Consider the following 21,731-nt stretch of genomic DNA (forward strand, 5'->3'; position numbering starts at 1 on the left):
CATGACCTTCCTTCAATTCGTTCTTTTCTTTGTTATCGGTTAAGGCCTAAAAATATTTACTATTTCAAAAGAACTTATGCTTGGTTTACTTCTTACCTTTTGAACGTCCTGACAATATCGCGCTCACTTTTTCCTTGTTGACGGTGTATAAACAAGTGCAATCATCTGAATCATACGCCTCTTCTAGTTGAAACGAAAATTTTTTTAAAAGAGTAATTGAATCTTTATTATTAGGATCAACTTTTGCTTCAATTTCTTGTATATGAAACTCTTCAAAAGCTTTTTCTAGCAAAAGGCAGAGCGCTTCTGTCATGAGGCCTTTTTTCCAAAAAGGTCTGCCTAAATCATACCCAATCTCTGCTTGCTTTTTAACATAATCAATACGGTTTAGACCGCAGGTTCCAATGATTTCATCGGAAGTCTTTAATCGAATAGCATAGCGTGTTGCTTTGCCTTCTTTCGTCAAACTCTGGAGAAGTGCAATCATGCTTTCCGCTTGATAAAACGTCGTAAAGGGCTCAATATTCATATATCTAGTAACCTCTTCATCCGACCAATATGCAAAAACTTTAGAAGCATCTTTTTTTTGAAGAGGAGATAAATACACCCTCATCTATGTTCTCCCTCCCTTTGGTGAATGATGGAGCAAGACATTTTCATCTGCGCCTCTTTCACATCTTAAAAAATCTCACATGGTGCACGGAACATGTGAGATTTGACATTTAACTATTTTTTGATTGTGCATCACGCAGCTGCGTATATAAACGATTAATTGCTACAGTCATTGACTGTTCATAGGAATGATGATCATAATAAACCGCTATGTTTTTTAACATTTCATACGTTTGATGATCAAGCTGCACCTCAAGCGTAATTTTTTCGTCAATTGTTGCTGTTTGCAAATGGTGAGGCAGGTCCTCTTTTGTAGACACTTGCTCTGCAATATGGATTGCTTCTTCTACTGTTTCAATTCGGCCGTACTGATGCACCCATCTTCTGCCCATTTCAATTGTATCTTTTACAAACTGACGATTGGTAATGGTATCTTTAATATTAAATTGATGATCTGCCACATATACAGATTGATACAAGATTACACTGATCACTTCGTCTTTTAAATTTAATTTTCTCAGCTCATCAATTAAATCCGCTATATATTTAGGTAATGGACTAAATGTCCCTCGCACCTCCTTAATTAAATCCATGGCAATGGATTCAGTTGAATTGCGTTTAAATGCTTTTATAATATCTATCATTACATGTTCGTTTGCCATACATACACCACCATTTATGAATCGAATAATTTCATGCTTCTTGCTGCTTTGCATAGACATTCACTATTCGTTTAAAATATATACTATTATTCTATTATATAAAAAATATGAATAAGTTGGTATAGGATGAATGATTTATCATTATTTTTTCATAAAATTTTATGAAAAAGAACATGTTTATCTATTACTAGCATAAATCCAGCACAGCAAATAACGGTCTCGCCAAAATCTGAGAAGACAAGCATTTATTATTAGTAAATGTGAGTTTTTCTTTGATAGAAGACATTAAATAAAAGAGACCAAACCAATCCCACTTATTGAAGTATATGGTCAAAAGATTTTTAGATGTTAGATGACAGAAGGTATCCAATATCAGCAATTAATCTCCTTCCCTGTTCATTGTCACTTAGTCCATCTATCAAAACAACAGCATAATACGTTTCGTTACCTCGCATGAGAATAGCACTATCATGTTCTGCTCCCTGTAGTTCTCCAGTCTTATTCGCAGCCTGAAACGCTGACCCTATACGTGCTGGAAGCTTATGCTGAAACTGCTGTATTTTTAACATTCTCATTATTTTTTCGCGACTAGATTTTTGCAAAAGGTTTCCTTCATATATTTCCCTTAGACACTTTACTACGTCAGAGGCACACGTATAATTATCAATCCCTTTTTCAACAGCGATTTCGTCCATCATATAGCGTTTTAAAACGGTTTTCTTTAATCCTAGATTTTTAGCACATTCGTTAATTTTTTCAAATCCTACTAAAGAAATGAGCTCATTTGTAGCTGTGTTGTCAGAAACAACTATCATAAGGGTAAGCAGCTCCTCCACTTTAATATATGTTAACCGCGGAAGAGCTCTAAGTACGCCTGCTCCGCCAACCGTGTTTTTTTCCGTTCTTTGAATGACAGATGTCAAAGCCAAGATGCCCGCATCAATTTGACGAAACGCTTCTATTGCAAGCAGCAGCTTGATTGTACTTGCTGCTCGTTGTTGGATAAAAGAATTAATCTGTATGGATTCTTTTCCTTCAATATGAATACGTATAAGTCCATTATTACTCCGCTTCCATGTAGTAACTGCATCTTCGATTTTCATTCTCGCTCTTTCCATCATTTTGTCGCAGCTGTTTCCATATAGTTGTTACTCATTATCTTTTGATTGTATAAGTGACAGGCTACAAAGTGATTGTCTTCAACTTCCTGCCACTCCGGCTTTTGAGTCTTACAGGCTGCTACTGCAAGAGGACAGCGCGTATTAAACACGCAGCCAGAGGGCGGGTTAATTGGACTCGGTAATTCTCCTTTAAGAACAATCCGCTTCCGATTATCCTCAACGTCAGGATCAGGGATAGGAATAGCTGACAGTAGAGCTTGAGTGTAAGGGTGAAGCGGTTTTTGATACAGCTCCGAACTTGTTGTTAATTCTACTAAATGTCCTAAATACATAACTCCAATACGATTGCTTATATGCTTTACCATCGATAAGTCATGTGCAATAAATAAATAAGTTAACCCTTTTTCTTTTTGGAGTTTTTTTAATAAATTAACTACTTGAGCCTGTACAGACACATCTAAAGCAGAAATAGGTTCGTCTGCAATAATGCATTCTGGATTTAGTGCTAAAGCTCTCGCAATCCCTATACGCTGGCGCTGCCCGCCGCTGAATTCATGAGGATAGCGATTGGCATGATCACGGTTTAGCCCGACATCTTCTAGCAGCTCATACACGCGGTTCAGCATCTCTTTTTTATTCGAATAAAGTCCGTGAACCTCCATTGGTTCTGAGATAATCTCCTTCACGGTAGAACGAGGGTTTAGTGAAGCATATGGATCTTGAAAAATCATTTGCATATTACGATGAAAAGCAAATTTTTCTTTCTCTGATAGCTCATGCACGTTTTTCCCTTTATAAAGCACCTCTCCTGATGTACGGTTATACAACCCAATGATTGTTCGTCCGGCAGTTGATTTTCCGCAGCCGGATTCACCAACAAGTCCAAAGGTTTCTCCTTTTGAAATATGAAAAGACACGCCGTCTACTGCTTTCAAAACCTGCTTATTCGTAATCGAAAAATATTTGCTCAGCTGCTTTACTTCTAACAAATGCTTCGTTGCCATAACTGCCACCTCCTAATAATAGCGCCGGGCTGCGCACAGCTCTTCTTCATAAAGCGTTCCTTTTAATTCAATCAGTTCAACGGTTTTACCTGTTTTAGGTGAATGAAGCATTTTTCCTTTACCATAATAAATACCAACATGGTGGATAGACCCTTCACCTTTTTCATGAGCAAAAAACAGCAAATCTCCAGGTTGAATAGAGGCTAACCCTACTTCTTTTCCTTGCCTTGCTTGATCGGTTGCATCTCTTGGAATAAGATATCCGTTTGCTTTATGAGTAGCATAGGCAAACCCTGAACAATCATATCCCCAGGCACTCATGCCGCCCCATAAATATGGAAGATTCAAAAACTGTTCTCCTGCTGCAATAATCATATCGCCAGTTCCTTTTACTTTACGGTTTCTATCCTCCATTACAACAGCATCTTGACGTTTTATTCTCCCCCTGCCAACCGGCGTTTGAACTTCTAGCCATTCTTTATCTTCTTTTAAAAGAGGCAGCTGCGTTTGATAACTAATTTGCAAGGCTTCTTCCGCTAGGTGCAGGGTCGCAATCGTTGCTGATACCACTGCCGTTGGTTTATTCAATGGAAAATATTCAGCTTGAGAAATCAGTTGGTGGAAAGGAACCCAACCGGGATATCCTCTTTCATCTTTAGAAGAAAACTGAGAAGGAATAACGATTTTTGCCCATTTACCTTTGATTTCTGTTACATATACTTCTTCTCCTAGTAACAGCTGCGTTTGAACTAAATTTTTCTCACAAAGGTCCAACCGGCGTGTATACGTTAATTGTTCTAACCATTTATCCAGTTTTACTGGGACACTTGTTGCATTGTCATCTATTTCTCTGCTAGAGTCATAGGAAGTCCAAACAGTCGCCACAGCTACACAAACGTAATACGTTTTTTTATCCACCACTTATTTATCCTCCTCTCAGGTTTAACCTTCAGCGTTCGATTTTATCTTTTGGTAATGCGATACCTGATTCAAACTCCACGGTTCGTTGATGAGTAGACATCGTGGCATAACTTCCAATCGCCACAGCTGTTTGAGGAGAACAATGTCCGATGCGAAACCCTTTCATAACAGGCTTTTTTAAAGAAGTCAGGTAACTTGTTAATGCCATTTCTAATGAAAGCGACTCCGTACGTTTTTTAGGATAGCAGTTATGAAAATCTCCGATAATAATTCCTGCTGCATCCTGCAGTTTATTGGCCATATACAGCTGTGTCATCATGCGGTCAATTTCATACGGTTCTTCATCAATATCTTCAATAAATAAAATTCGATTTTTTGTATCTAGTTCAAATGGTGTGCCCAGCGTGCTTACCAGCAAAGTAAGATTTCCTCCTATTAGCTGACCAGTTGCTTCTCCTTCACAAATAGTGTCGAGCATACTAATTTGATCCGTATAGCACAAAGAACGGTGAGAAAACAATTGATAAAAAGCTTGCTTCGTCTCTATATGAACATCTTCTTTTCCGAGATCCGACGAAAGCATTGGCCCGTGAAAGGTAACCAAACCTGTGCGCTGATGAATAGCCGTATGTAAAAACGTAATATCACTATACCCCCAAAAAATCTTTGGGTTTCGTTTAATTAAATCGTAGTTTAATTGCGAGGCAAGCCTAGCAGTCCCGTACCCTCCACATGCACAGATAATTGCCTTTACTTGCTTATTAGCAAACATTGCATGTATATCCGCTGCCCGCTGTTCATCAGTCCCTGCCAAGTACCCGTGTTTTTTATATAAATGCGCGCCTGTTACTACGTTTAACCCTATTTCCTTTAAATATTCTATTCCTTTTTTTAGATTGTGCTGATTAGGCGGACTAGCAGGTGCAATAACAGCTACTGTATCACCTTTTTGTAATCGTTGTGGTTTTATCATTTGTTACACTCCTTTTGGGTAAAGAAATGAAGAAAGTGAAACTTGGGTCAGAAGGGAATTGAAATCCCCTCTGACAAAAAGTTCCACTTTACTGTTTATCTGCCCACTTCAAATCTAAATAGCCAACAGGATGACGAACAATTCCAGATACGTTATCTTTGATTAAAAACACATAGTTGTAGAAATGGATAGGAATGATCGGCATCTCATCAAATAAAATACCTTCTGCTTTATACATAAGCTCAAAACGTTTTTTATTATCCGTTTCGTTCATAGCTTGTTTAATTAACTCATCATATTCTTTATTGCTCCAAGCTGTACGGTTCATTGAATGACCCGTCTGGAAGCTTTCTAAAAAGTTAATTGGATCTGCATAATCAGCTAAAAATGAACTTCGTGACAGCTGAAACTTTAACGCTTTTTGTTCTTCTTGGAAAACATTCCACTCCATATTGGCAAGCTTCACATCTACGCCTAGATTTTCTTTGAACATTTGCTGCAGTGCTTCTGCTATTTTTTTATGCGTATCGTCTGTACTGTATGTTAGCGTAATAGCTGGCAGCTTTTTATATCCTTCTTCTTTCATTCCTTTTTTCAGAAGTGCTTTTGCTTCTTTGCCATCTGTTTTTAATAAGTCGCCGCCCGTTTTCCGGAAATCCTTTTCATCTGCATCTTTAAATCCGTAAGACACGAACCCGCGAGCTGGCTTTTCTTTATTCTTTGTAACAAAATTAACAATTTGATCTTGATCTACAGCCATTGCAAATGCTTTACGGATATTTTTGTTTTGAAAGGGCTCTTTATCTAAGTTAAAGCGATAGAAGTAAGTTCCCGCTTGGTCTTCGATATGAACATCTCCATCTTTCAGCAGCTTTTCACTTAAATCCGATGGAATTTCAGAAACATCTAGTTCTCCATTTTGATACATTTGATATTCTGTGTTTGTATTTTCAACAATTGCCCATTTTACCTTGTCGAGCTTTACATTTTCAGCATCCCAGTACTGATCGTTTCTTTCCATGACTAGATTACTGTTATGCTTCCATTGAGTTAATTTGAAGGGACCATTAGCAACAAACGAATCTGCTTCTGCAAACCATTTCGGATTTTTTGTTGCTACTTTTTCATTAATTGGGAAGAACGCTGGATTGGAAACTACGCTTAAGAAATAGGCTTGAGGGCTTTTAAGCGTAACTTCAAAGGTTTTGTCATCTAGCGCTTTTACCCCTACTTGATCAGCACTGCCTTTACCCGTATTAAATTCTTCTCCACCTTGGATGAAATAACCTAAAAATGCCGCTGGTGAACCCGTCTTAGGGTCTAACAGCCTCTTCCAAGCAAATACGAAATCACTTGCTTTCACGTCATCTCCATTTGACCATTTAGCATTTTTTCGTAAATGAAACGTATAGACCTTTTTGTCATCAGAGATATCCCATTTCTCGGCCATTGCTCCTTCAGGCTCATCGCTTTTTCCTAAACGAGTCAGCCCTTCCATTAAGTTATTAAGCATATTCCATGAATATGAATCAAATCCAATAGGTGGATCAAAAGACGTAGGTTCTGCGCCATTATTCATATAAAGGACCTTACCCTCATCTTTTGCTGTACTGCTCTTCTTTTCTGGCTCCGCGCCGGAATCTTTTGTGGCCGTACAGGCAGCAAGTGCAAATATAAGTACACACATCATTAGTAAAGACCCTATTTTTTTCATCATTTCCCCCTCTTTCATAAGTTCTCTATTCATCTATAAATCTAGCTTATAGTTGTTACAAATTTTTGGGCTCTCTCATCTTGAAGCCAGCAGTGCACTTGGTGACTTTCTTTCAGCTTTGTCGATACAGGATACATGCGATCACACACTTCCATTACGTAAGGACAGCGAGGTGCGAACGAACATCCGGATGGAGGTGCAAATAAATCGGGAGGCGATCCTGCAATAGGCACAAGCTCACTTTCGTATAAATCTAACCGAGGAACTGAACGCAGCAATCCTTTTGTATACGGATGCTGCGGCGTATAAAAGATATCTCTTCTTGTTCCAATTTCTACAATTTTCCCTGCATACATTACGGCCACTCGGTCAGCTACCTGAGCCACTATCCCTAAATCATGGGTAATTAAAACAATGGAGACATCCGTTTTCTGCTGAATATCCTTAAACAATTCTAAAATCTGCGCTTGTATCGTGACGTCAAGAGCTGTGGTAGGTTCATCAGCAATTAGCACTTCGGGATTGCACACAAGAGCCATTGCAATGACAATACGCTGTCTCATTCCCCCGCTAAATTCATGAGGATATTGCTTTAGGCGTTCTTTAGGATTTGGGATTCCGACTAGCTCCAGCATTTCAAATGCTTTTTCTTTGGCTTTTTCTTTCGAGATGTTTTCATGTTGCATAATATTTTCTGAAATTTGCTCTCCTACGCGAAGAGTTGGATTAAGCGCAGTCATAGGATCCTGAAAAATCATCGAAATATCAGCGCCTCGAATGTCTCGCATTTTCTTTTCTGGTAGTTTCGTTAAATCCTGGCCTTTAAATAAAATAGATCCGCTTGTGATCCTGCCCGGAGGTGTCGGAATTAACCTCATAATACTTTGAGATGTTACGCTTTTTCCGCACCCTGACTCTCCGACAATCGCTAGTGTTTCTCCTTTATGTAAATCAAAACTAACGCCTCTTACAGCTTGAACTCGCCCTCCGTAAGTTGAAAACTGTACGTGTAAGTTTTTGATTTGGATCATTTTTTCCATTTGCTTACCTCCTTAATTTCGGATCAAGTGCATCTTGCAGTCCGTCTCCAAGGACATTAAAAGCAAACATGGTTAGAGAAATAAAAAACGCAGGGAAAAATAAACGCCACCAATAGCCTGATAGAATCGTTGATAAACCATCGTTTGCCATTACTCCCCAGCTGGCATAAGGAGCCTGTACACCCAGCCCTAAAAAGCTTAAAAAAGCTTCAGCAAAAATGGCAGTTGGCACGGTTAGTGTCATTTGAACGATAATCGGTCCCATCGTATTTGGAAGCAGGTTTCGCTTAATGATACGACTAGTTTTTGTTCCAAAGGTTTTGGATGCAAGCACGTATTCATAGTTTTTTATTTGCAATACTTGCCCCCGTACAATTCTCGCCATCCCGATCCAACCTGTAACGGAAAGTGCCACAATAATCGTAGAAAGCCCAGGGCCCATCACTACCATTAGTAAAATCACCACTAATAAATAAGGAAGACCGTATAAAATTTCAATTACGCGCATCATGGCATTATCTGTTTTTCCGCCTTTGTAGCCGGAGAATCCCCCGTAAATGACACCGATGATAAAATCAATAAGCGCTGCCATCAGCCCTACAAATAAAGAAATTCTAGCCCCGTACCATGTCCGAGTGTACATATCTCTTCCTAAGTCATCCGTTCCAAACCAATGACTAGCTGAAGGAGGAAGGTTTTGCTCTGTAAAAGAAGCTTTCGTTACACTGTAGGGTGAAAACATAGGGCCGAATATAGCCATCACAACGAGAATGACTAAAAAAAAGAGGCCCAGCATGGCTAACTTGTTTTTTACAAGCCTGCGCCAAGCATCATGCCAATAAGAAAGACTCGGCCTTACAACTGCTTCAGCTTCAGATTTCTTTTTTTTCTTTGGCACAAACCACTCATCAGGAATTTGCTTATACTCCTGTTTTTCCAGCACATTATCCCTCCTTCTTGTACAGTTTGATTCGTGGATCAAGTATTCCGTAAGCAATGTCTACCAAAAAAAGCATAATGATGAGAATCGAACTGTAAAAGACCGTCGTGCCCATAATTACCGGGTAGTCTCTCGTATTAATACTGTCCACAAAATATTTTCCCATGCCAGGAATAGCAAAGATTTGTTCAATAACAAATGTGCCGGTTAATACGCTGGCTGCAATCGTTCCAAGAACTGTTATAACGGGCATTAAAGCATTTCTAAGCGCATGCTTAAATACAATTTTTACTGGCGAAAGCCCTTTTGCACGCGCTGTTCGAATATAATCTTGAGTTAGTACTTCTATCATGCTGGAACGAGTCAAACGTGCAATAATAGCCATAGGACCTGTGGCAAGAGCTAGAGTCGGAAGAATCATATGTAAAGGGCTCGTCCACGTAGCGGCAGGTAAAATTTTCAAATTAACAGAAAGCTGTTGAATTAACAACGTGGCCATAACAAAATTTGGAACCGACAATCCGATAACTGCTATGCTCATCGCCATGTAATCAATTATTCCATTCCTTCTAAGAGCAGCAATAATGCCTAGTGTAATACCGGAAATCACCGCAAGAATTAACGTCACTATTCCAAGTTCAAATGACACAGGAAATCCTCTTCCTAAAAGGTCGTTAACCGTTTGAGAGGGCTGTTTAATGGAAGGACCAAAGTCAAAGGTAACAATGGATTTTAAATAAAGAATATATTGCACAGCTAGCGGCTCATCTAAGTGATAGAATGATTCCAGGTTTTTTTGAACTGCATCGCTCGTCGCTCGTTCTTCATTAAATGGAGATCCAGGAATCGAATGCATTAAAAAGAAGGTTAAGGTCACAATTACCCACAGCGTGACAAGCATGGATAAAAATCGTTTCAAAATATAACTTTTCACCTTTATCCCACCTTCTAACAGAATGTTGTGCGTGTAGCTAATTCAGTCATCACAAGCATGGCCTGATAAGCTTCTAAAATATCTTTTGCTTGAAACCGAACGGTCGTCGTTCCAGGCTCAATTTCTGTTCCCGGCATTAAATGCGCCCACTCTGCTTGACCGTAATTTGCAAATTCTATTCGTAAGGTTGGATGTTTAGGTGGAATTAAAGGTTTAACAAGGTGTTTGTGTTGAATAGCTGCGGCTGTTTTTTCTTGAAGTAATTGTTCTGCTTTCTTAGGGGTTAATGTTTTGGCTGCAGAACGTGAAATGGCCTGTTTGACGATAGCAGTCGTTACATTTGGAATAAGCTGCTGTGCTTCCAGCGCCGTTTGGTCATCGCCGGCTACCATTAAAACTGGCACGCCGTAATAGCCTGCGACGTATGCGTTGAAGCCTAACTCTCCAATATTCGTATCGTCTATGTACATATTGCGGGCACCAAATATCATCGAATGAGACATGACACCAGGCATGGATGCTTTAGCATGATACCCTAGAAACATAGCACCATCAAAAGTCTGATCTAATCCCTGTACCATTGAATATGGTTTTACACTTCCTGAAATAAGCTGAGTTTCTGGATGAAGCCGTTCAACAAGGAGATTATTCATACTCGAATGGCTGTCATTTACCACAACTTCTGAGCACTGTTCTTTAAATCCCGCATAAATTACTGCATTTGCTTCATCCGTCATTATTTTGCGGCTTCTTTCATAATCTTCTTTCTGTCGCAGAACATTTGTGTGATCGACGAGTCCCGTAATTCCTTCCATATCAACCGACAGATATAGTTTCATTTGTCTTATCCCTCCTCCTTCCTTGACTGTTAGTCAGTTCATTATAAATTATTCTTATGTTTATAATTTATAATTGTAAGAAAATTATAAATTATCTTTCTCCTTTTTACAACAATATATTGAATTTTTTGACACTTTACTCATCTTCCTTTTAACAAGATATCGCTTACAAATTGGAAATCCCATGGTAAAATAATAGAGCAGCCTGTTGGTTCATTCAGCCGCTCGTCGGCATTAATTGAGGTGTTAAGAATGTTTCGAGTTTCCATTGCTTCACTACAATGGTTTTTATTTATGATTTCTAATAGTATGATTGTTCCTATTGTAATTGCTTCTCAGTTTCATTTAAACGCAGCGGATTCTATTCAATTTTTACAGCGAACGTTATTTATTTTAGCTTTATCCGGGCTCTTGCAGGTATTTATAGGGCATAAATACCCAATCATGGAAGGGCCAGCTGGCGTTTGGTGGGGCGTCTTTTCTCTGTATGCGAGTCTTGGAACCGTTCTGTTTGGTTCTCACTCTGAAACGCTCCGCGTGCTGCAGTTTACCCTCCTTATAAGCGGGATAGTTGCTATTTTGATGAGCCTGCTTGGTCTCATTGATAAACTAGCAAAATACTTTACCCCGACAGTTACCGGTACATATTTAATTTTATTAGTGACGCAGCTCAGCGGTTCCTTTTTAAAAGGAATGTTTGGCATTACAGAAACGAATTCAGCTATTAAACTTCCAATTGCGCTGGCTTCAGCTGCGATTTTGCTGCTGACTTTTTATTTATTATCGCACCGGACGTTAAATAAGCTCAGCATTATTATTAGTATTGGTGTAGGCTGGGGAGTATTTGCAATGCTAGGATTAGCTAAACCTATCGAGTTTCAGGCGCAGTTATTTTACATACCTAAAGTGTTCGTATTTGGAGCTCCTCGCGTTGAATGGAATATGGTTGTTACTGCTTTTTTTGTGACGCTCATTTTAATTACAAACATGCTCGCTTCTATTCGTGTTGTTGAGTCTGTTTATAAACAAAAAGGAGAAAAAATTGAAAAAGACAATATTAAGCGTTCCGGGATGGTTTCGGGTATAAGTCAGCTGCTTGGAGGATTGTTTTCAGGTGTCGGTGCCGTTCCTATTTCAGGCTCCGGTGGATTTATTTCAGCTACAAATCTTTATAGCCGAGTTCCTTTCATTGTAGCATCGTGTCTTTTGCTTTTTCTGAGTATCTTTACTCCTTTAACGTCCATTATGTCCGCTCTTCCTCCTGCCGTCGGATACGCGGCAATTTTTCCTGTTTTTACAGGTATGATGGCTCTTGGAATTGGAGAATTCAAGCATGCCAAACAGCCCGAAAAAGCAATGAAAAAAGCTGGTATTGCGTTGCTGTCGGGGATAGGGGTTATGTTTTTGCCTTCTCAAGCTTTTTCAACACTGCCTCCTTTAGTTACTACGTTTTTAAGCAACGGATTAGTTCTTGGTACCATTATCATTCTTGCACTGGAAATTTCCGAATCCATTTCTTTGAACAGACAAGGTGCAAAAGAGGGATAAAAAAAGAAGCTGAAACCCAGCTTCTTTTTTTTACCTTCTTACCGTTAATCCTTTTAGTTCATCGTCTTCCATAGCCATTTCATAAAATTCTCCCGTTTCATCGTGCGCTAAAACATAATCCAACTCTTCCTGAGCAGAAGCAGTTTTTCCAAGAACAGCTAGATAGCATGCCAAGTTATAGCGAATAAAAAGATCTTCGTCTCCACTTTCTACTCTGGTTATCATAAGCGAAGCTGCTGCTTCCGTTTCACCTTCTAAATGATATGCGATACCTAAATCGGTATACATCCCTTCATACTCTTGACGCTGTTCAATTGCTTTTTGAAGAAGCTGAACAGTTTCATGATAACGTTCCGTTTTATTATACAGTTTTGCTAGTCCTGCATATATGTCAGGCTGATAAATCTCCTGCTGAAGTAATTCTTGAAAAGCTGCCTCCGATTTTTCTACCTCTTCAAGGCTACTCAAAATAAATGCTCGGTATATCTGCAAATCTATATGATATGGCTGCTGTTCAAGAAGTTTTTGAACTAAGTTTAGCGCTTCATGTGCAGCCTGTTCATTTTCATGGATGTTAACGAGTATATTAGCTAAATGATAGGCAACATCAAAATCCCAGCTTTGATGCAGCGATTTTTTCAGCACGGTGATGCTATCTTCAATTAATCCTTTCTCTTCGTAAAAAGCCGCAAATGCATGCACAGCCTCTTTATTATTCCGATCCGTTTTTATAGCAAATTCATACAGTTCAATCGTTAAGCCAAGCAGCGTAACCGTTTTTGCTTTTGCTTTGAACTTTGCTAAGCTTCGTTTGAAAATAGATCCTTTCTGCTCTTCTACGATCGAATCGGCATACTCATTTAAAGCCTCGGCTGCGTTTTTAAATAACAAGCTTTTGCTTTGTTTTTCCATTTTTATCTTTTTTAAATCTGCCGTAAGCCCGGACAGTTTTTTTCCATTTGGAAAGCTAGACATGAACGTTTGAAATAGAGCGTAATCTTCCGGATCCTCACTTAGTAACTCTGTAAGAATTTTTCTAGCTTCTTCATATCTCTGCTCCATGATGAGCCATTTTGCCTGATGATGGCGAATAGCAGGATTCTGTGGATCTAGTTCAAGCGCCTTCTCTAAATACGTTTCAGCCTGTGAAATGTCTCCTTTTAGGCGATACACATGGGCCTGGCTGTCAGCGAGCCATTGGGGAAGTACAATTTCCTCTACGCTTTTTAATACCTCTAACAGCTCTTCATACTCTTTCTCTGTTTCACAAAGTGAAGCTGCGTGCTCAACGTTTACTTCCATAGGATTCAGCTGTATCCATTGAAGCAGCCAATTCCTTTCAGCCGTTCGATTTTGTTCTTCACAAGCTATTTCGGCAAGCTTCATACAAGCGGCTTCAAATGTTTTATCAAGAGTTAAGCATTTTTGGAAGGCCTCTTTTGCTTCAGTGATGCGATTCATTGATTGATATATTTCACCTAACCGATAATATGGCAAAGCATCTTGCTTGATACGAAGCGCTTGTTGATAAAGTTTCTCACTTTTTGTTAGCTGCTTGGCTTGTTCGTATAATATGCCTAAGTAGCACATGTACAAAATCTCATCAGGGTGCTCTTGATGTTCTGCAGTTAAAAACTTAATTCCACGAGTCAGTAAAGCCGTGTCTTCTAAATAACTCGTATATGCTTCTAACACTTCAGCTAGCGCTGTTTGAGCAAAATGAATTCCTTCTTCATAAAGAGCAAATCCAAACTCTATCGTTTGGTCGTCTAGATTCTTCTCTTTTGCTGCATCCAAAAGCATGCTGCCTGCATCCAACAGGACGTCGCTGTTCGATGAAAACTTCTGCGCAATAAGCGTGAGCGTATCAACGGCCGTTAAATGTTCACCTGTTTCTAGATACGCATAAGATAAGCCCAAATACATAAGGGCATCTTCTTCTATTTTTAAGCCTTCTTTATACAGAGCAATAGCTTCTTCGTACCTTTGATTCGCGACGTATAAATCGCCTAGTCTTCCTCGAATTGTCATGTCGCTTGGGAGATGCTTCATGCCTTCTTTGAGATAGCTTTCAGCTTCGTCTGTTTTTTCTAGTTGATATTGTAGCAAATCAGCTATCGAAAGATATGGATAAGGAACAGTCGGCAAAAGCTTTTTAGCTACTTGAAATCCCCGGTAAGCTTTACGAAACTTTTTTAAATGTTCATCACAACGGGCTCTTTCAAACCAGCTGTGCGCATCTTTTGGGTTTTCTTTTAATAACGCGTCGAAAAGATTTCTGGCTTCTGCATATCTTTCTTTCTCCATTAAAATAAGTCCGTGATTGATTTGTGTATAAGATTCATCGCCATACATATTTAAGGAAATGGTCGAGCATTCAAAAGCTTTTTCGAGGTTTCCTTTGTACATATATGCAAGTGCTAAATAGCTCCAGTTCAAATGCTGCTCTACGTCTAATTGCAGGGAGCTCCGCAGTGCTTCAACAGCCTCATCATATCTCTCTTCATCGAGCGCAATTCTTCCTTTAAGATAGTGATAAAAAGAGCTATGCTTTTTGTTATCTATGTGGTGTAACAAGGAAGATGCTCCCTTACTGTCGTCAAGTTTAAAAAAGGCATATGCAGCGTGAAGCTTAAGATAATCATGATTGCTATACTTCTCTAACACATGGTTAATACACGTACGAATATAAGCTTCATGCTCTTTTCTATACAAATGCTTCATACTGTAAATAGCGGCAAATGGAACATGCTCATTTGCTTTTAGTAAAGAAACGAGATCATTAATGTGTGCCTCTTCATCCGCTTCAACTAGTTCGATTAAGTCATACAGCTGACGAATAAACACATCTTGCTCTTTAGAAAGTGAAGCGAGATCCGCTTCCGCTTTAGAAGCAACAATTGATAAAAAACCCGAATTAGCGTAATGCTGATCAAAATTTTTATATTCTACATACGTTGGACTTAGAAAATTAGCATCTTGTACATGAAAAAGTTCAAGTTCATCATCATAGCCAAATACAACTTGAACATGGGAAGCTTGTTCAAATTCCAGACTGACCAAAATAGGCAGCCCTTTGTCTAATAGTTCTTTAAACTGTTCAACTGTGCCTGTAAAAAACATCGCTGCAAAGCCAAGAGATTCAAAGTAGCTCACCGCAGTTGATAATTTGGAGCCTAACCCTCCGTAAATACGCGTCCCAATCTCATCCTGTGTTTTTTCGGTATGTAAAAGCCTTAACATCATACTCATACTAGCTGGCACGCAATAATTATCTTTTTGAACAATCGGTACAATAGGAAGCTTGATTGTACTGCATTTATCGTCTGTATTCTTTCCAATTAATTTTTGATAAGGTGAATCTTTTAAACACCGCTTAGTCGAGAGCAGATGCGTAAGCTGAGATTGCTGCTTCTGTTCAAAATAAATGTCGGCGCGCAGCAGCGTAAAAAAATCTTGATAATCGTGATAGGGTAACTTTGAATCGATAAATTCAATCGTTTCAAGCAAAAGAGAATACTCTTTTAAATCTTTTAATCGCATCACTTTATCCATATATAAAGACGGAAGCTGTGGGTAGCGGACAATAGCCTCGTTAATTTTTTCAAGCGATTGTTTATGCTTCCCTTCATAGGCATATAGATCTGCGAGCATTGCATAGCAAAAATCTCCATTCTCCTTATATGTCGTTCCTTCTTTTAAGCAGGCTTCAGCTTTCATTCTGTCGTTGAGCTGCAAATAAAAATAGCCCCATCTGTCAGCCATACCCTTTTGATTATGGGACGTTACTTGTTTCATCCACTCAGAAGCTTCATCCACTTGTTTCATTTCTAAAAGAATTCTTACCTTTAAAAAATAGATTTTCTCAAGCTGTTCCTCTTTAACTGATTCCGTATCCAGCTGAGAAATTAATAAAGAAAGTCTATCATCAGCGTCGAGTATCTTGCCTTCTCGCAGGAGATCATCACAATAAAGAGTTACCATTCGAATCGAGCTAAATCGACGATATCCATATGTCGTTAACATTCGACTTAAACGATTTAATAAAGCTTCATCACAAAAGCGGATAAGCTCGTACAGCTCTTCTTCCGTTTGTAAGTTTGCTAACCATTCTTTCACAATACCCGTAAGGCTCTTTGGTTGAAGGCTTTGTACTTCTTCTGTTATATACGCTACAAGATCAAATATTTGATAATGATCCACCATGCTTTTTAATTTCTGATAATTTATACTCAATTCAAAACCACCTTATTCAATAAAATAAGAACTATTGCATCTGCTGTCTATAAATTGAAGTATAAGAAATTTCAAGGATTTTTTCTAGACACAATATAAATTTAAGCATATTGACGGGTCTTTAAATAGCAAAGAGCTGTCTTTTATCATAAGACAGCTCTATAAAATCACACTTCAGCTTTCTTCAGTTTTACGCCGCCTTCAGGTTTTGGTTTGATCGCTTTTAAAACTAAAATGGCACCTACTGCACTAACCCCTAGAGACGTTTGGAACACAGCCATGTCCGACCACTTCATAAGCAATGTATAAAGAGGAGGTCCAGCTGCTACTCCGACAAAGCGCATCGAACTGTAAAGAGACGTAATGGTTCCTCTCTCTTCCTTTTCAATTCCTTCTGTAATAAGCGCATCAAGACTGGGAAGAGCTGCTCCAATTCCAATTCCACCAAGCACTAAAGTGAGTAAAATACTAAAAAGAGACGTATTAAAAAATAAAATGATGAAAGAACATGTTAACAATAAAAAGCCAAAAAAAGCAGACCACTTCATAACGATTTTATTGTTGCCAACTTTTTTCCCCGCTACAAAAGAAGAAATAGATAAAGCGAGCAAGGGAATAGCCATTACTAAACCTTTTTTCGTATTCACAATATGATAACGCTCCTCTAGTATGGTCGATAGGTAAAATAAAACCCCGAATAATACAAGCATAATAATGGCGCCTAAAATAAAAATAGCCATAAGCCATCCCATATTTTCTTTGAGCGTCTTCTTCAAATCCTTTAAAAACTGCGTAATACTTTTCTTTTTTTGTTCAGATTCAGAAGAACTGTCATTTTTCGGAACTTTTACTAAAAAGATAACTAAAAGAATCGAAATAAGGCAAAGAATAGGAATGAACCAAAAAGGAAGAAACCAAATCATAGCCGCTAAAAAAGCTCCCAGTATTGGGCTTAGTACTTTCCCAAACGTATTAGCTGTTTCAATTAAACCTAGTCCTTTTGTAATTTCTTGCTCGTCTTTGAACATATCTCCTACACAAGGCATCACAACAGGCATAGCTCCTGCTGAACCTATTCCTTGAATCGCGCGGCCAATTAAAATAACCCAGAATGGATTGGCCATTTGCCATGAAGCCCAGCCTGTTAAAGCCCCTCCTACTGCAGCAAGCAGCAAACTAGGAATAATAATTTTCTTGCGGCCAAATCGATCTGATAAATAACCAGCAATCGGGATTAAAAAAATAGCGAAAATTGAGTAGACCGTGATAATCATGGATACCTGCAGCGAGCTTATCTGTAGACGTTTTTCAATCACCGGCAACACCGGAATTAACATTGAATTTCCGAGGGTCATGATAAGTGGCACAGAAGCAAGAGCAAGTAAATCCAATTTTTTTCTACTTTCCATAGCGTCCTCCAAACCTTACTTCTAATTAACGTCACAATCACACGTTTTTCAATTTAAGCTTTATAAAACCTCTCGTGTTCATTGATTTTAAAGCTTAACTATCTCATTACATAAGATGATGTATATCTATATTTTTTAGCTAAAAAGGTGATTGCTATTCATGGTTTCACTGTTCTTCTTCAATTTATTGAACTTTGTTATTTATCCCTGTTAATACTTGTAAAATCACATATTTTTAATCCTATATATGAAGAAGCGTACGAGTATCTCCGTACGCTTCTTCATATATAGGTGTCATCTTGTTACACTACTTCACCTCGATGACCATCTCCATCATACATAAACTGTTTATCAATGATATGTTCGATATATATGGTTGTCAAATCACTTTTTTTCACTTGAGCTACAATTAATCCTAACGGATCGCCAATGGTGAAGCTTGTTCCATTTTGAAACATTAGCAGCTGCTCATTTAAATGCAATACGCGCTTATAAATTTGCTCTTTCTCTAGGTTGCTGCGGCTCTTTGCTGCTTCGAGCGTTGAAAATAACAAAATGATTTCTTTTCCATTTACTTGTGTACGATACATACACGACCCACTCCTTATCACCGCGTTAAAATTATGCTGACTATACTTTTATTATAAACTAAATTTTCAGTTATTTTTCATCTCATAAGAAATTTTTTTAGTTATAATTGTACTACGTCCAGGTTACATAAAAATTTAATTTTCAGAAAAGTTAAATTTTAATATTGAAATTTTATTTCTTCTTATTATATAATATAAACAATCATTTACCTCTATTGGAAATGATAATTCGAGTTTCAGCAGCATGAGGCTGCACAGTACTAGGGGGATTCAAGTTATGCAAAATGGTAAAGTAAAATGGTTCAACAATGAAAAAGGCTATGGCTTTATTGAAGTTGAAGGCGGCAGCGACGTATTTGTACATTTTTCTGCCATCCAAAGCGAAGGTTATAAATCCTTGGAAGAAGGACAAGAGGTATCTTTTGAAATTGTAGAAGGCAATAGAGGCCCGCAAGCCGCTAATGTCACTAAGCTATCATAAATAGATCTTTTTATTTTATAGTAAAAGAGACTCTTTTCCGAGTCTCTTTTTTGTTATACCTAGCGTTTGGCCTCAGTAAGCTGCTGTTCACATGTTTGAATAGACTGCATGCACTGCTGAAGAAATTGCTCGTCTACTCCTGTGCCATGAGCTTTGGCAGATTGAAGCTGTGCTTTTGCATCATTAAGCGCATTCGTTGCCTCTTCAAGCTGCTGAGGACTCATACTCATCGTAGCTGTCCCAATCATCTTTTGAGCAGATTGAATAGACACTTCTACTTGCTTTAAATCATTATATCCCGTTGTTACTTCTTCATTTGAAAACTTATCCATTGAAAGAACACCTCCATATGGATAGAATGAAGCTGCTGCCGGCAAATTATACACGCTTACTTTTTAGTCAGCAAATCTCCATACTGCTTAATTTTTTCTCCTACGGTACACTCTTTAATACAAAACGTCTGAGCGTATGTTTTGCCCTTTTCTTTATTAAACGTTTTTTTTACAAAACAATCACTACAGTAGTAATCCAATAACTCCGTTACTTCTTCTAATAATTGTTTACGTTCCACTCTCGTTCATCTCCATTTCGTTCTGTGTGTTACACTTGCTTCCTGCTAGCAATTGGTATCCCTTGAAGAGCTTGAGTAGCAAGCTGGTCGGCCTCTTCATTTTCTTTCCTTGAAATAGGCTCATATACGGGTCGGATACCAAGTTCCTGCATTTTATCTTCTATTCGATCTAAGTACCGATTAAACTCTTCTTCGAAACAGGGCCACTCCCCAGCCAGCTGATTTAATACAACCTGAGAGTCACCTCTAAACGTTACCGGTATATGATGAACACCAAGTTCCTCAAGCTCTTGTATCAAATAATAAAAAGCAGCATACTCTGCCTCATTATTTGATTCAATCTCTTGCAACCTTGAGTTGCGTCGTATTCGGTAAGAGCTGTTGTTCTGTTTAAAATAAATCACAACCCCAAGCCCCGCTAAGAGCGTATCATGCTCATAGCCTCCGTCAAAATATGCCACAATATCGTGAGGCTCTGTCTGTACTTCCTGTAAGAGCTTTTTCGCTTCTTTTACAGTCCATTTTTGCTGTTGCTCATCAAGTAGGAAAATTTCCTTCGTTCGACCTGTTTTTTCTAAATCACCCACAATCATTAGCGCCTCATTCGCATCTGTGAAATCGGATGTGAAAATTAACTGTTTATGTTTCGAGGATTTATAATGCCATTCAATTTGGAAATTCATAACGAGCATTCCTTTCATCAGCAATTTTGAATTCAACACTTTTTCTGCTTTTTTGTATTTTATCTTCTATTATGTCTTTTCATGACAGTTTTCTTACCTAATAAGCGGATTTTAGCGTTTATACGTGCTAATATAAAATAGCTGAAGTACTTATGATACAATACTATTGATGAAAAAACATGGTTTAAGCTTATATTGTTTTAACAAGGAGGCTGTATGATGATTGAAGTTTATATAGACGGAGCCACTGCTGGTAACCCTGGTCCTTCTGGAGCTGGTATTTTAATTAAAGGAAATGGTGAACATCATCGTTACGCTATTGCTCTTGGGACAATGACGAATCATGAAGCAGAGTACCATGCACTTCTTCATGCATTAAAAATTTGTTTAGAAAAAAAGTATACGAGCGTATCTTTTCGAACGGACTCTCAGCTAGTAGACCGCGCAATGAACCAAGAATACGTTAAAAATAAAGCGTTTGCTCCTTTACTGGAAGAAGCCCTCAAATTGTCCAGTCAATTTGAGTTATTTTTTATAAAGTGGATCCCTAGCTCTCAAAACGCAGGTGCTGATCAGCTGGCAAGACAAGCCATTAATCAAAAAGAAGCAGGAATGTAATCCTGCTTAAATCATACCTGATGACTTTAAATATTGAATGGCTTGTTTTTGATTGCTAATACGATGTGATGTCAAATTCTCGAGGAGCGATACAAAAAAACTGCCGTCAAATTCTTTTTGTACTTTTAGTGTCCATTCAATTGTAAATATGACCATCTCGTCAGCTGCACGCGTATACTGCTGACCAAATGAAATAAATCCACGTGCATCTTCTGCTAAATGAAAGCCTTTTTCTTCAAGATAAAGAAGATACTCTTCAACGGTTTGAGCTGTTTTTGTCACTTTTTCGTCCCATCCTTTTGCAAAGGTTCTTCTTTATCTTAGCTTACTTTTGGCTGTTTGACTATGATTTCCCTTCTAAAAAATAGCCAATCGCTCCAAGTGCTACTCCTAAAATGGCTCCGCCAATCACTTCTTCGGGCTGATGCCCAAGCATTTCTTTCAAGCGCTGTTCCGTCAAATCGTGAAAGCCTCCGTCTGGAAGACCCGCAAGCTTTTCAATTTCTTCATCTAACGTATTCACTTTAATAGTAATTTCGCCAGTCTGCCTTCGAATTCCTTGTGCATCGTACATCACAATAATTCCAAAAACAGATGCTAACGCAAAATCAATCGTAGAAACACCTCTTTTTAACGCTACATAGGTCGCTAAAGAAGATACGCCGGCTGAATGAGAGCTTGGCATTCCACCCGACGCAGCAATCATCCGCATATCCCATTTTCCTGTTTGATACTTTTTAATGGGGATTTTTAAGGCTTGGGCTAAACCGATTGATGAAAGAGCAATGACAATTCCTTTATTCATATTGCTTCACCTCATCTATAGTTTGCGATG

At 38.5% G+C, this 21,731-nt stretch carries 22 protein-coding genes; 3 read left to right on the forward strand and 19 right to left on the reverse strand.

Annotation, left to right across the window (positions count from 1 at the left end):
• Positions 1–85: 85 nt before the first annotated feature.
• The 11 genes from AC3WJG_RS09255 to dppA all read right to left on the reverse strand — a co-directional run bounded on the left by AC3WJG_RS09255 (position 86) and on the right by dppA (position 10,760).
• Positions 86–613, reverse strand: coding sequence for a GNAT family N-acetyltransferase (locus AC3WJG_RS09255; protein WP_337133409.1), 528 nt, complete (start codon positions 611–613; stop codon positions 86–88).
• A gap of 109 nt (positions 614–722) precedes the next feature.
• Positions 723–1,274: a hypothetical protein gene (locus tag AC3WJG_RS09260; RefSeq protein ID WP_013056190.1), complete on the reverse strand. Its 552-nt coding sequence runs from the start codon at positions 1,272–1,274 to the stop codon at positions 723–725.
• A gap of 341 nt (positions 1,275–1,615) precedes the next feature.
• Positions 1,616–2,377 (reverse strand): serine hydrolase, encoded by a 762-nt coding sequence (locus AC3WJG_RS09265; RefSeq protein ID WP_225049652.1) that lies wholly within the window; start codon positions 2,375–2,377, stop codon positions 1,616–1,618.
• Between the two features lie 14 nt (positions 2,378–2,391).
• Positions 2,392–3,399 carry an ABC transporter ATP-binding protein gene (locus tag AC3WJG_RS09270; RefSeq protein WP_098333568.1) on the reverse strand — a complete coding sequence of 336 codons (1,008 nt, stop codon included), beginning with the start codon at positions 3,397–3,399 and terminating at the stop codon, positions 2,392–2,394.
• A gap of 12 nt (positions 3,400–3,411) precedes the next feature.
• A complete protein-coding gene (locus tag AC3WJG_RS09275; RefSeq protein ID WP_028408020.1) occupies positions 3,412–4,317 on the reverse strand; it encodes a C40 family peptidase in 906 nt (301 codons plus the stop codon).
• A 31-nt stretch (positions 4,318–4,348) separates the two neighbouring features.
• A complete protein-coding gene (locus AC3WJG_RS09280) occupies positions 4,349–5,293 on the reverse strand; it encodes a S66 peptidase family protein (RefSeq protein ID WP_221840292.1) in 945 nt (314 codons plus the stop codon).
• Between the two features lie 88 nt (positions 5,294–5,381).
• On the reverse strand, positions 5,382–7,025 hold the full coding sequence (locus AC3WJG_RS09285) for a peptide ABC transporter substrate-binding protein (RefSeq protein WP_060746036.1): 1,644 nt from the start codon (positions 7,023–7,025) through the stop codon (positions 5,382–5,384).
• A 23-nt stretch (positions 7,026–7,048) separates the two neighbouring features.
• Positions 7,049–8,047, reverse strand: a complete 999-nt coding sequence (locus AC3WJG_RS09290; protein ID WP_102813282.1) for an ABC transporter ATP-binding protein — start codon at positions 8,045–8,047, stop codon at positions 7,049–7,051.
• A 4-nt stretch (positions 8,048–8,051) separates the two neighbouring features.
• Positions 8,052–8,990, reverse strand: a complete 939-nt coding sequence (locus tag AC3WJG_RS09295) for an ABC transporter permease (RefSeq protein WP_028408016.1) — start codon at positions 8,988–8,990, stop codon at positions 8,052–8,054.
• A 1-nt stretch (position 8,991) separates the two neighbouring features.
• Positions 8,992–9,921, reverse strand: coding sequence for an ABC transporter permease (locus AC3WJG_RS09300; RefSeq protein WP_028408015.1), 930 nt, complete (start codon positions 9,919–9,921; stop codon positions 8,992–8,994).
• A 14-nt stretch (positions 9,922–9,935) separates the two neighbouring features.
• Positions 9,936–10,760, reverse strand: coding sequence for a D-aminopeptidase DppA (gene dppA / locus AC3WJG_RS09305; protein WP_028408014.1), 825 nt, complete (start codon positions 10,758–10,760; stop codon positions 9,936–9,938).
• 252 nt (positions 10,761–11,012) lie between these two features.
• Between dppA and AC3WJG_RS09310 the strand changes: the two genes are divergently transcribed.
• The gene (locus AC3WJG_RS09310; protein ID WP_034275595.1) at positions 11,013–12,308 is read left to right on the forward strand and encodes a purine/pyrimidine permease; all 1,296 of its coding nucleotides are present in this window, start codon (positions 11,013–11,015) and stop codon (positions 12,306–12,308) included.
• Positions 12,309–12,338: 30 nt separating this feature from the next.
• Here AC3WJG_RS09310 and AC3WJG_RS09315 read toward each other — a convergent pair whose 3' ends face one another.
• The 3 genes from AC3WJG_RS09315 to AC3WJG_RS09325 all read right to left on the reverse strand — a co-directional run bounded on the left by AC3WJG_RS09315 (position 12,339) and on the right by AC3WJG_RS09325 (position 18,543).
• Positions 12,339–16,544, reverse strand: coding sequence for a tetratricopeptide repeat protein (locus AC3WJG_RS09315; RefSeq protein ID WP_337133410.1), 4,206 nt, complete (start codon positions 16,542–16,544; stop codon positions 12,339–12,341).
• A gap of 167 nt (positions 16,545–16,711) precedes the next feature.
• Complete coding sequence (gene bcbE / locus AC3WJG_RS09320) at positions 16,712–17,953, reverse strand: bacillibactin exporter BcbE (RefSeq protein WP_028408011.1); 1,242 nt, start codon at positions 17,951–17,953, stop codon at positions 16,712–16,714.
• A gap of 302 nt (positions 17,954–18,255) precedes the next feature.
• Positions 18,256–18,543, reverse strand: coding sequence for a hypothetical protein (locus tag AC3WJG_RS09325; RefSeq protein WP_013056176.1), 288 nt, complete (start codon positions 18,541–18,543; stop codon positions 18,256–18,258).
• A gap of 277 nt (positions 18,544–18,820) precedes the next feature.
• On the opposite strand from AC3WJG_RS09325, the gene cspD reads away from it, so the two are divergent.
• Positions 18,821–19,024: a cold-shock protein CspD gene (gene cspD / locus AC3WJG_RS09330; RefSeq protein WP_013056175.1), complete on the forward strand. Its 204-nt coding sequence runs from the start codon at positions 18,821–18,823 to the stop codon at positions 19,022–19,024.
• 59 nt (positions 19,025–19,083) lie between these two features.
• On the opposite strand, the gene AC3WJG_RS09335 is transcribed toward cspD, so the two are convergent.
• The 3 genes from AC3WJG_RS09335 to AC3WJG_RS09345 are packed head-to-tail and all read right to left on the reverse strand — an operon-like array spanning position 19,084 to position 20,278.
• On the reverse strand, positions 19,084–19,356 hold the full coding sequence (locus AC3WJG_RS09335) for a DUF2564 family protein (protein WP_013056174.1): 273 nt from the start codon (positions 19,354–19,356) through the stop codon (positions 19,084–19,086).
• A gap of 56 nt (positions 19,357–19,412) precedes the next feature.
• A complete protein-coding gene (locus AC3WJG_RS09340; protein WP_013056173.1) occupies positions 19,413–19,595 on the reverse strand; it encodes a zinc-finger domain-containing protein in 183 nt (60 codons plus the stop codon).
• A 29-nt stretch (positions 19,596–19,624) separates the two neighbouring features.
• The gene (locus AC3WJG_RS09345; protein ID WP_060746039.1) at positions 19,625–20,278 is read right to left on the reverse strand and encodes a ribonuclease H family protein; all 654 of its coding nucleotides are present in this window, start codon (positions 20,276–20,278) and stop codon (positions 19,625–19,627) included.
• 219 nt (positions 20,279–20,497) lie between these two features.
• Here AC3WJG_RS09345 and AC3WJG_RS09350 point away from each other — a divergent pair, with 219 nt between their 5' ends.
• On the forward strand, positions 20,498–20,896 hold the full coding sequence (locus AC3WJG_RS09350; protein WP_016763502.1) for a reverse transcriptase-like protein: 399 nt from the start codon (positions 20,498–20,500) through the stop codon (positions 20,894–20,896).
• Positions 20,897–20,902: 6 nt separating this feature from the next.
• On the opposite strand, the gene AC3WJG_RS09355 is transcribed toward AC3WJG_RS09350, so the two are convergent.
• Both AC3WJG_RS09355 and AC3WJG_RS09360 read right to left on the reverse strand, forming a co-directional pair.
• Positions 20,903–21,178 (reverse strand): DUF6123 family protein, encoded by a 276-nt coding sequence (locus tag AC3WJG_RS09355; RefSeq protein ID WP_028408009.1) that lies wholly within the window; start codon positions 21,176–21,178, stop codon positions 20,903–20,905.
• Positions 21,179–21,239: 61 nt separating this feature from the next.
• Positions 21,240–21,701: a divergent PAP2 family protein gene (locus tag AC3WJG_RS09360; protein WP_013056169.1), complete on the reverse strand. Its 462-nt coding sequence runs from the start codon at positions 21,699–21,701 to the stop codon at positions 21,240–21,242.
• Positions 21,702–21,731: the final 30 nt, after the last annotated feature.

Source organism: Priestia sp. FW507-14D1A, from assembly GCF_058781295.1.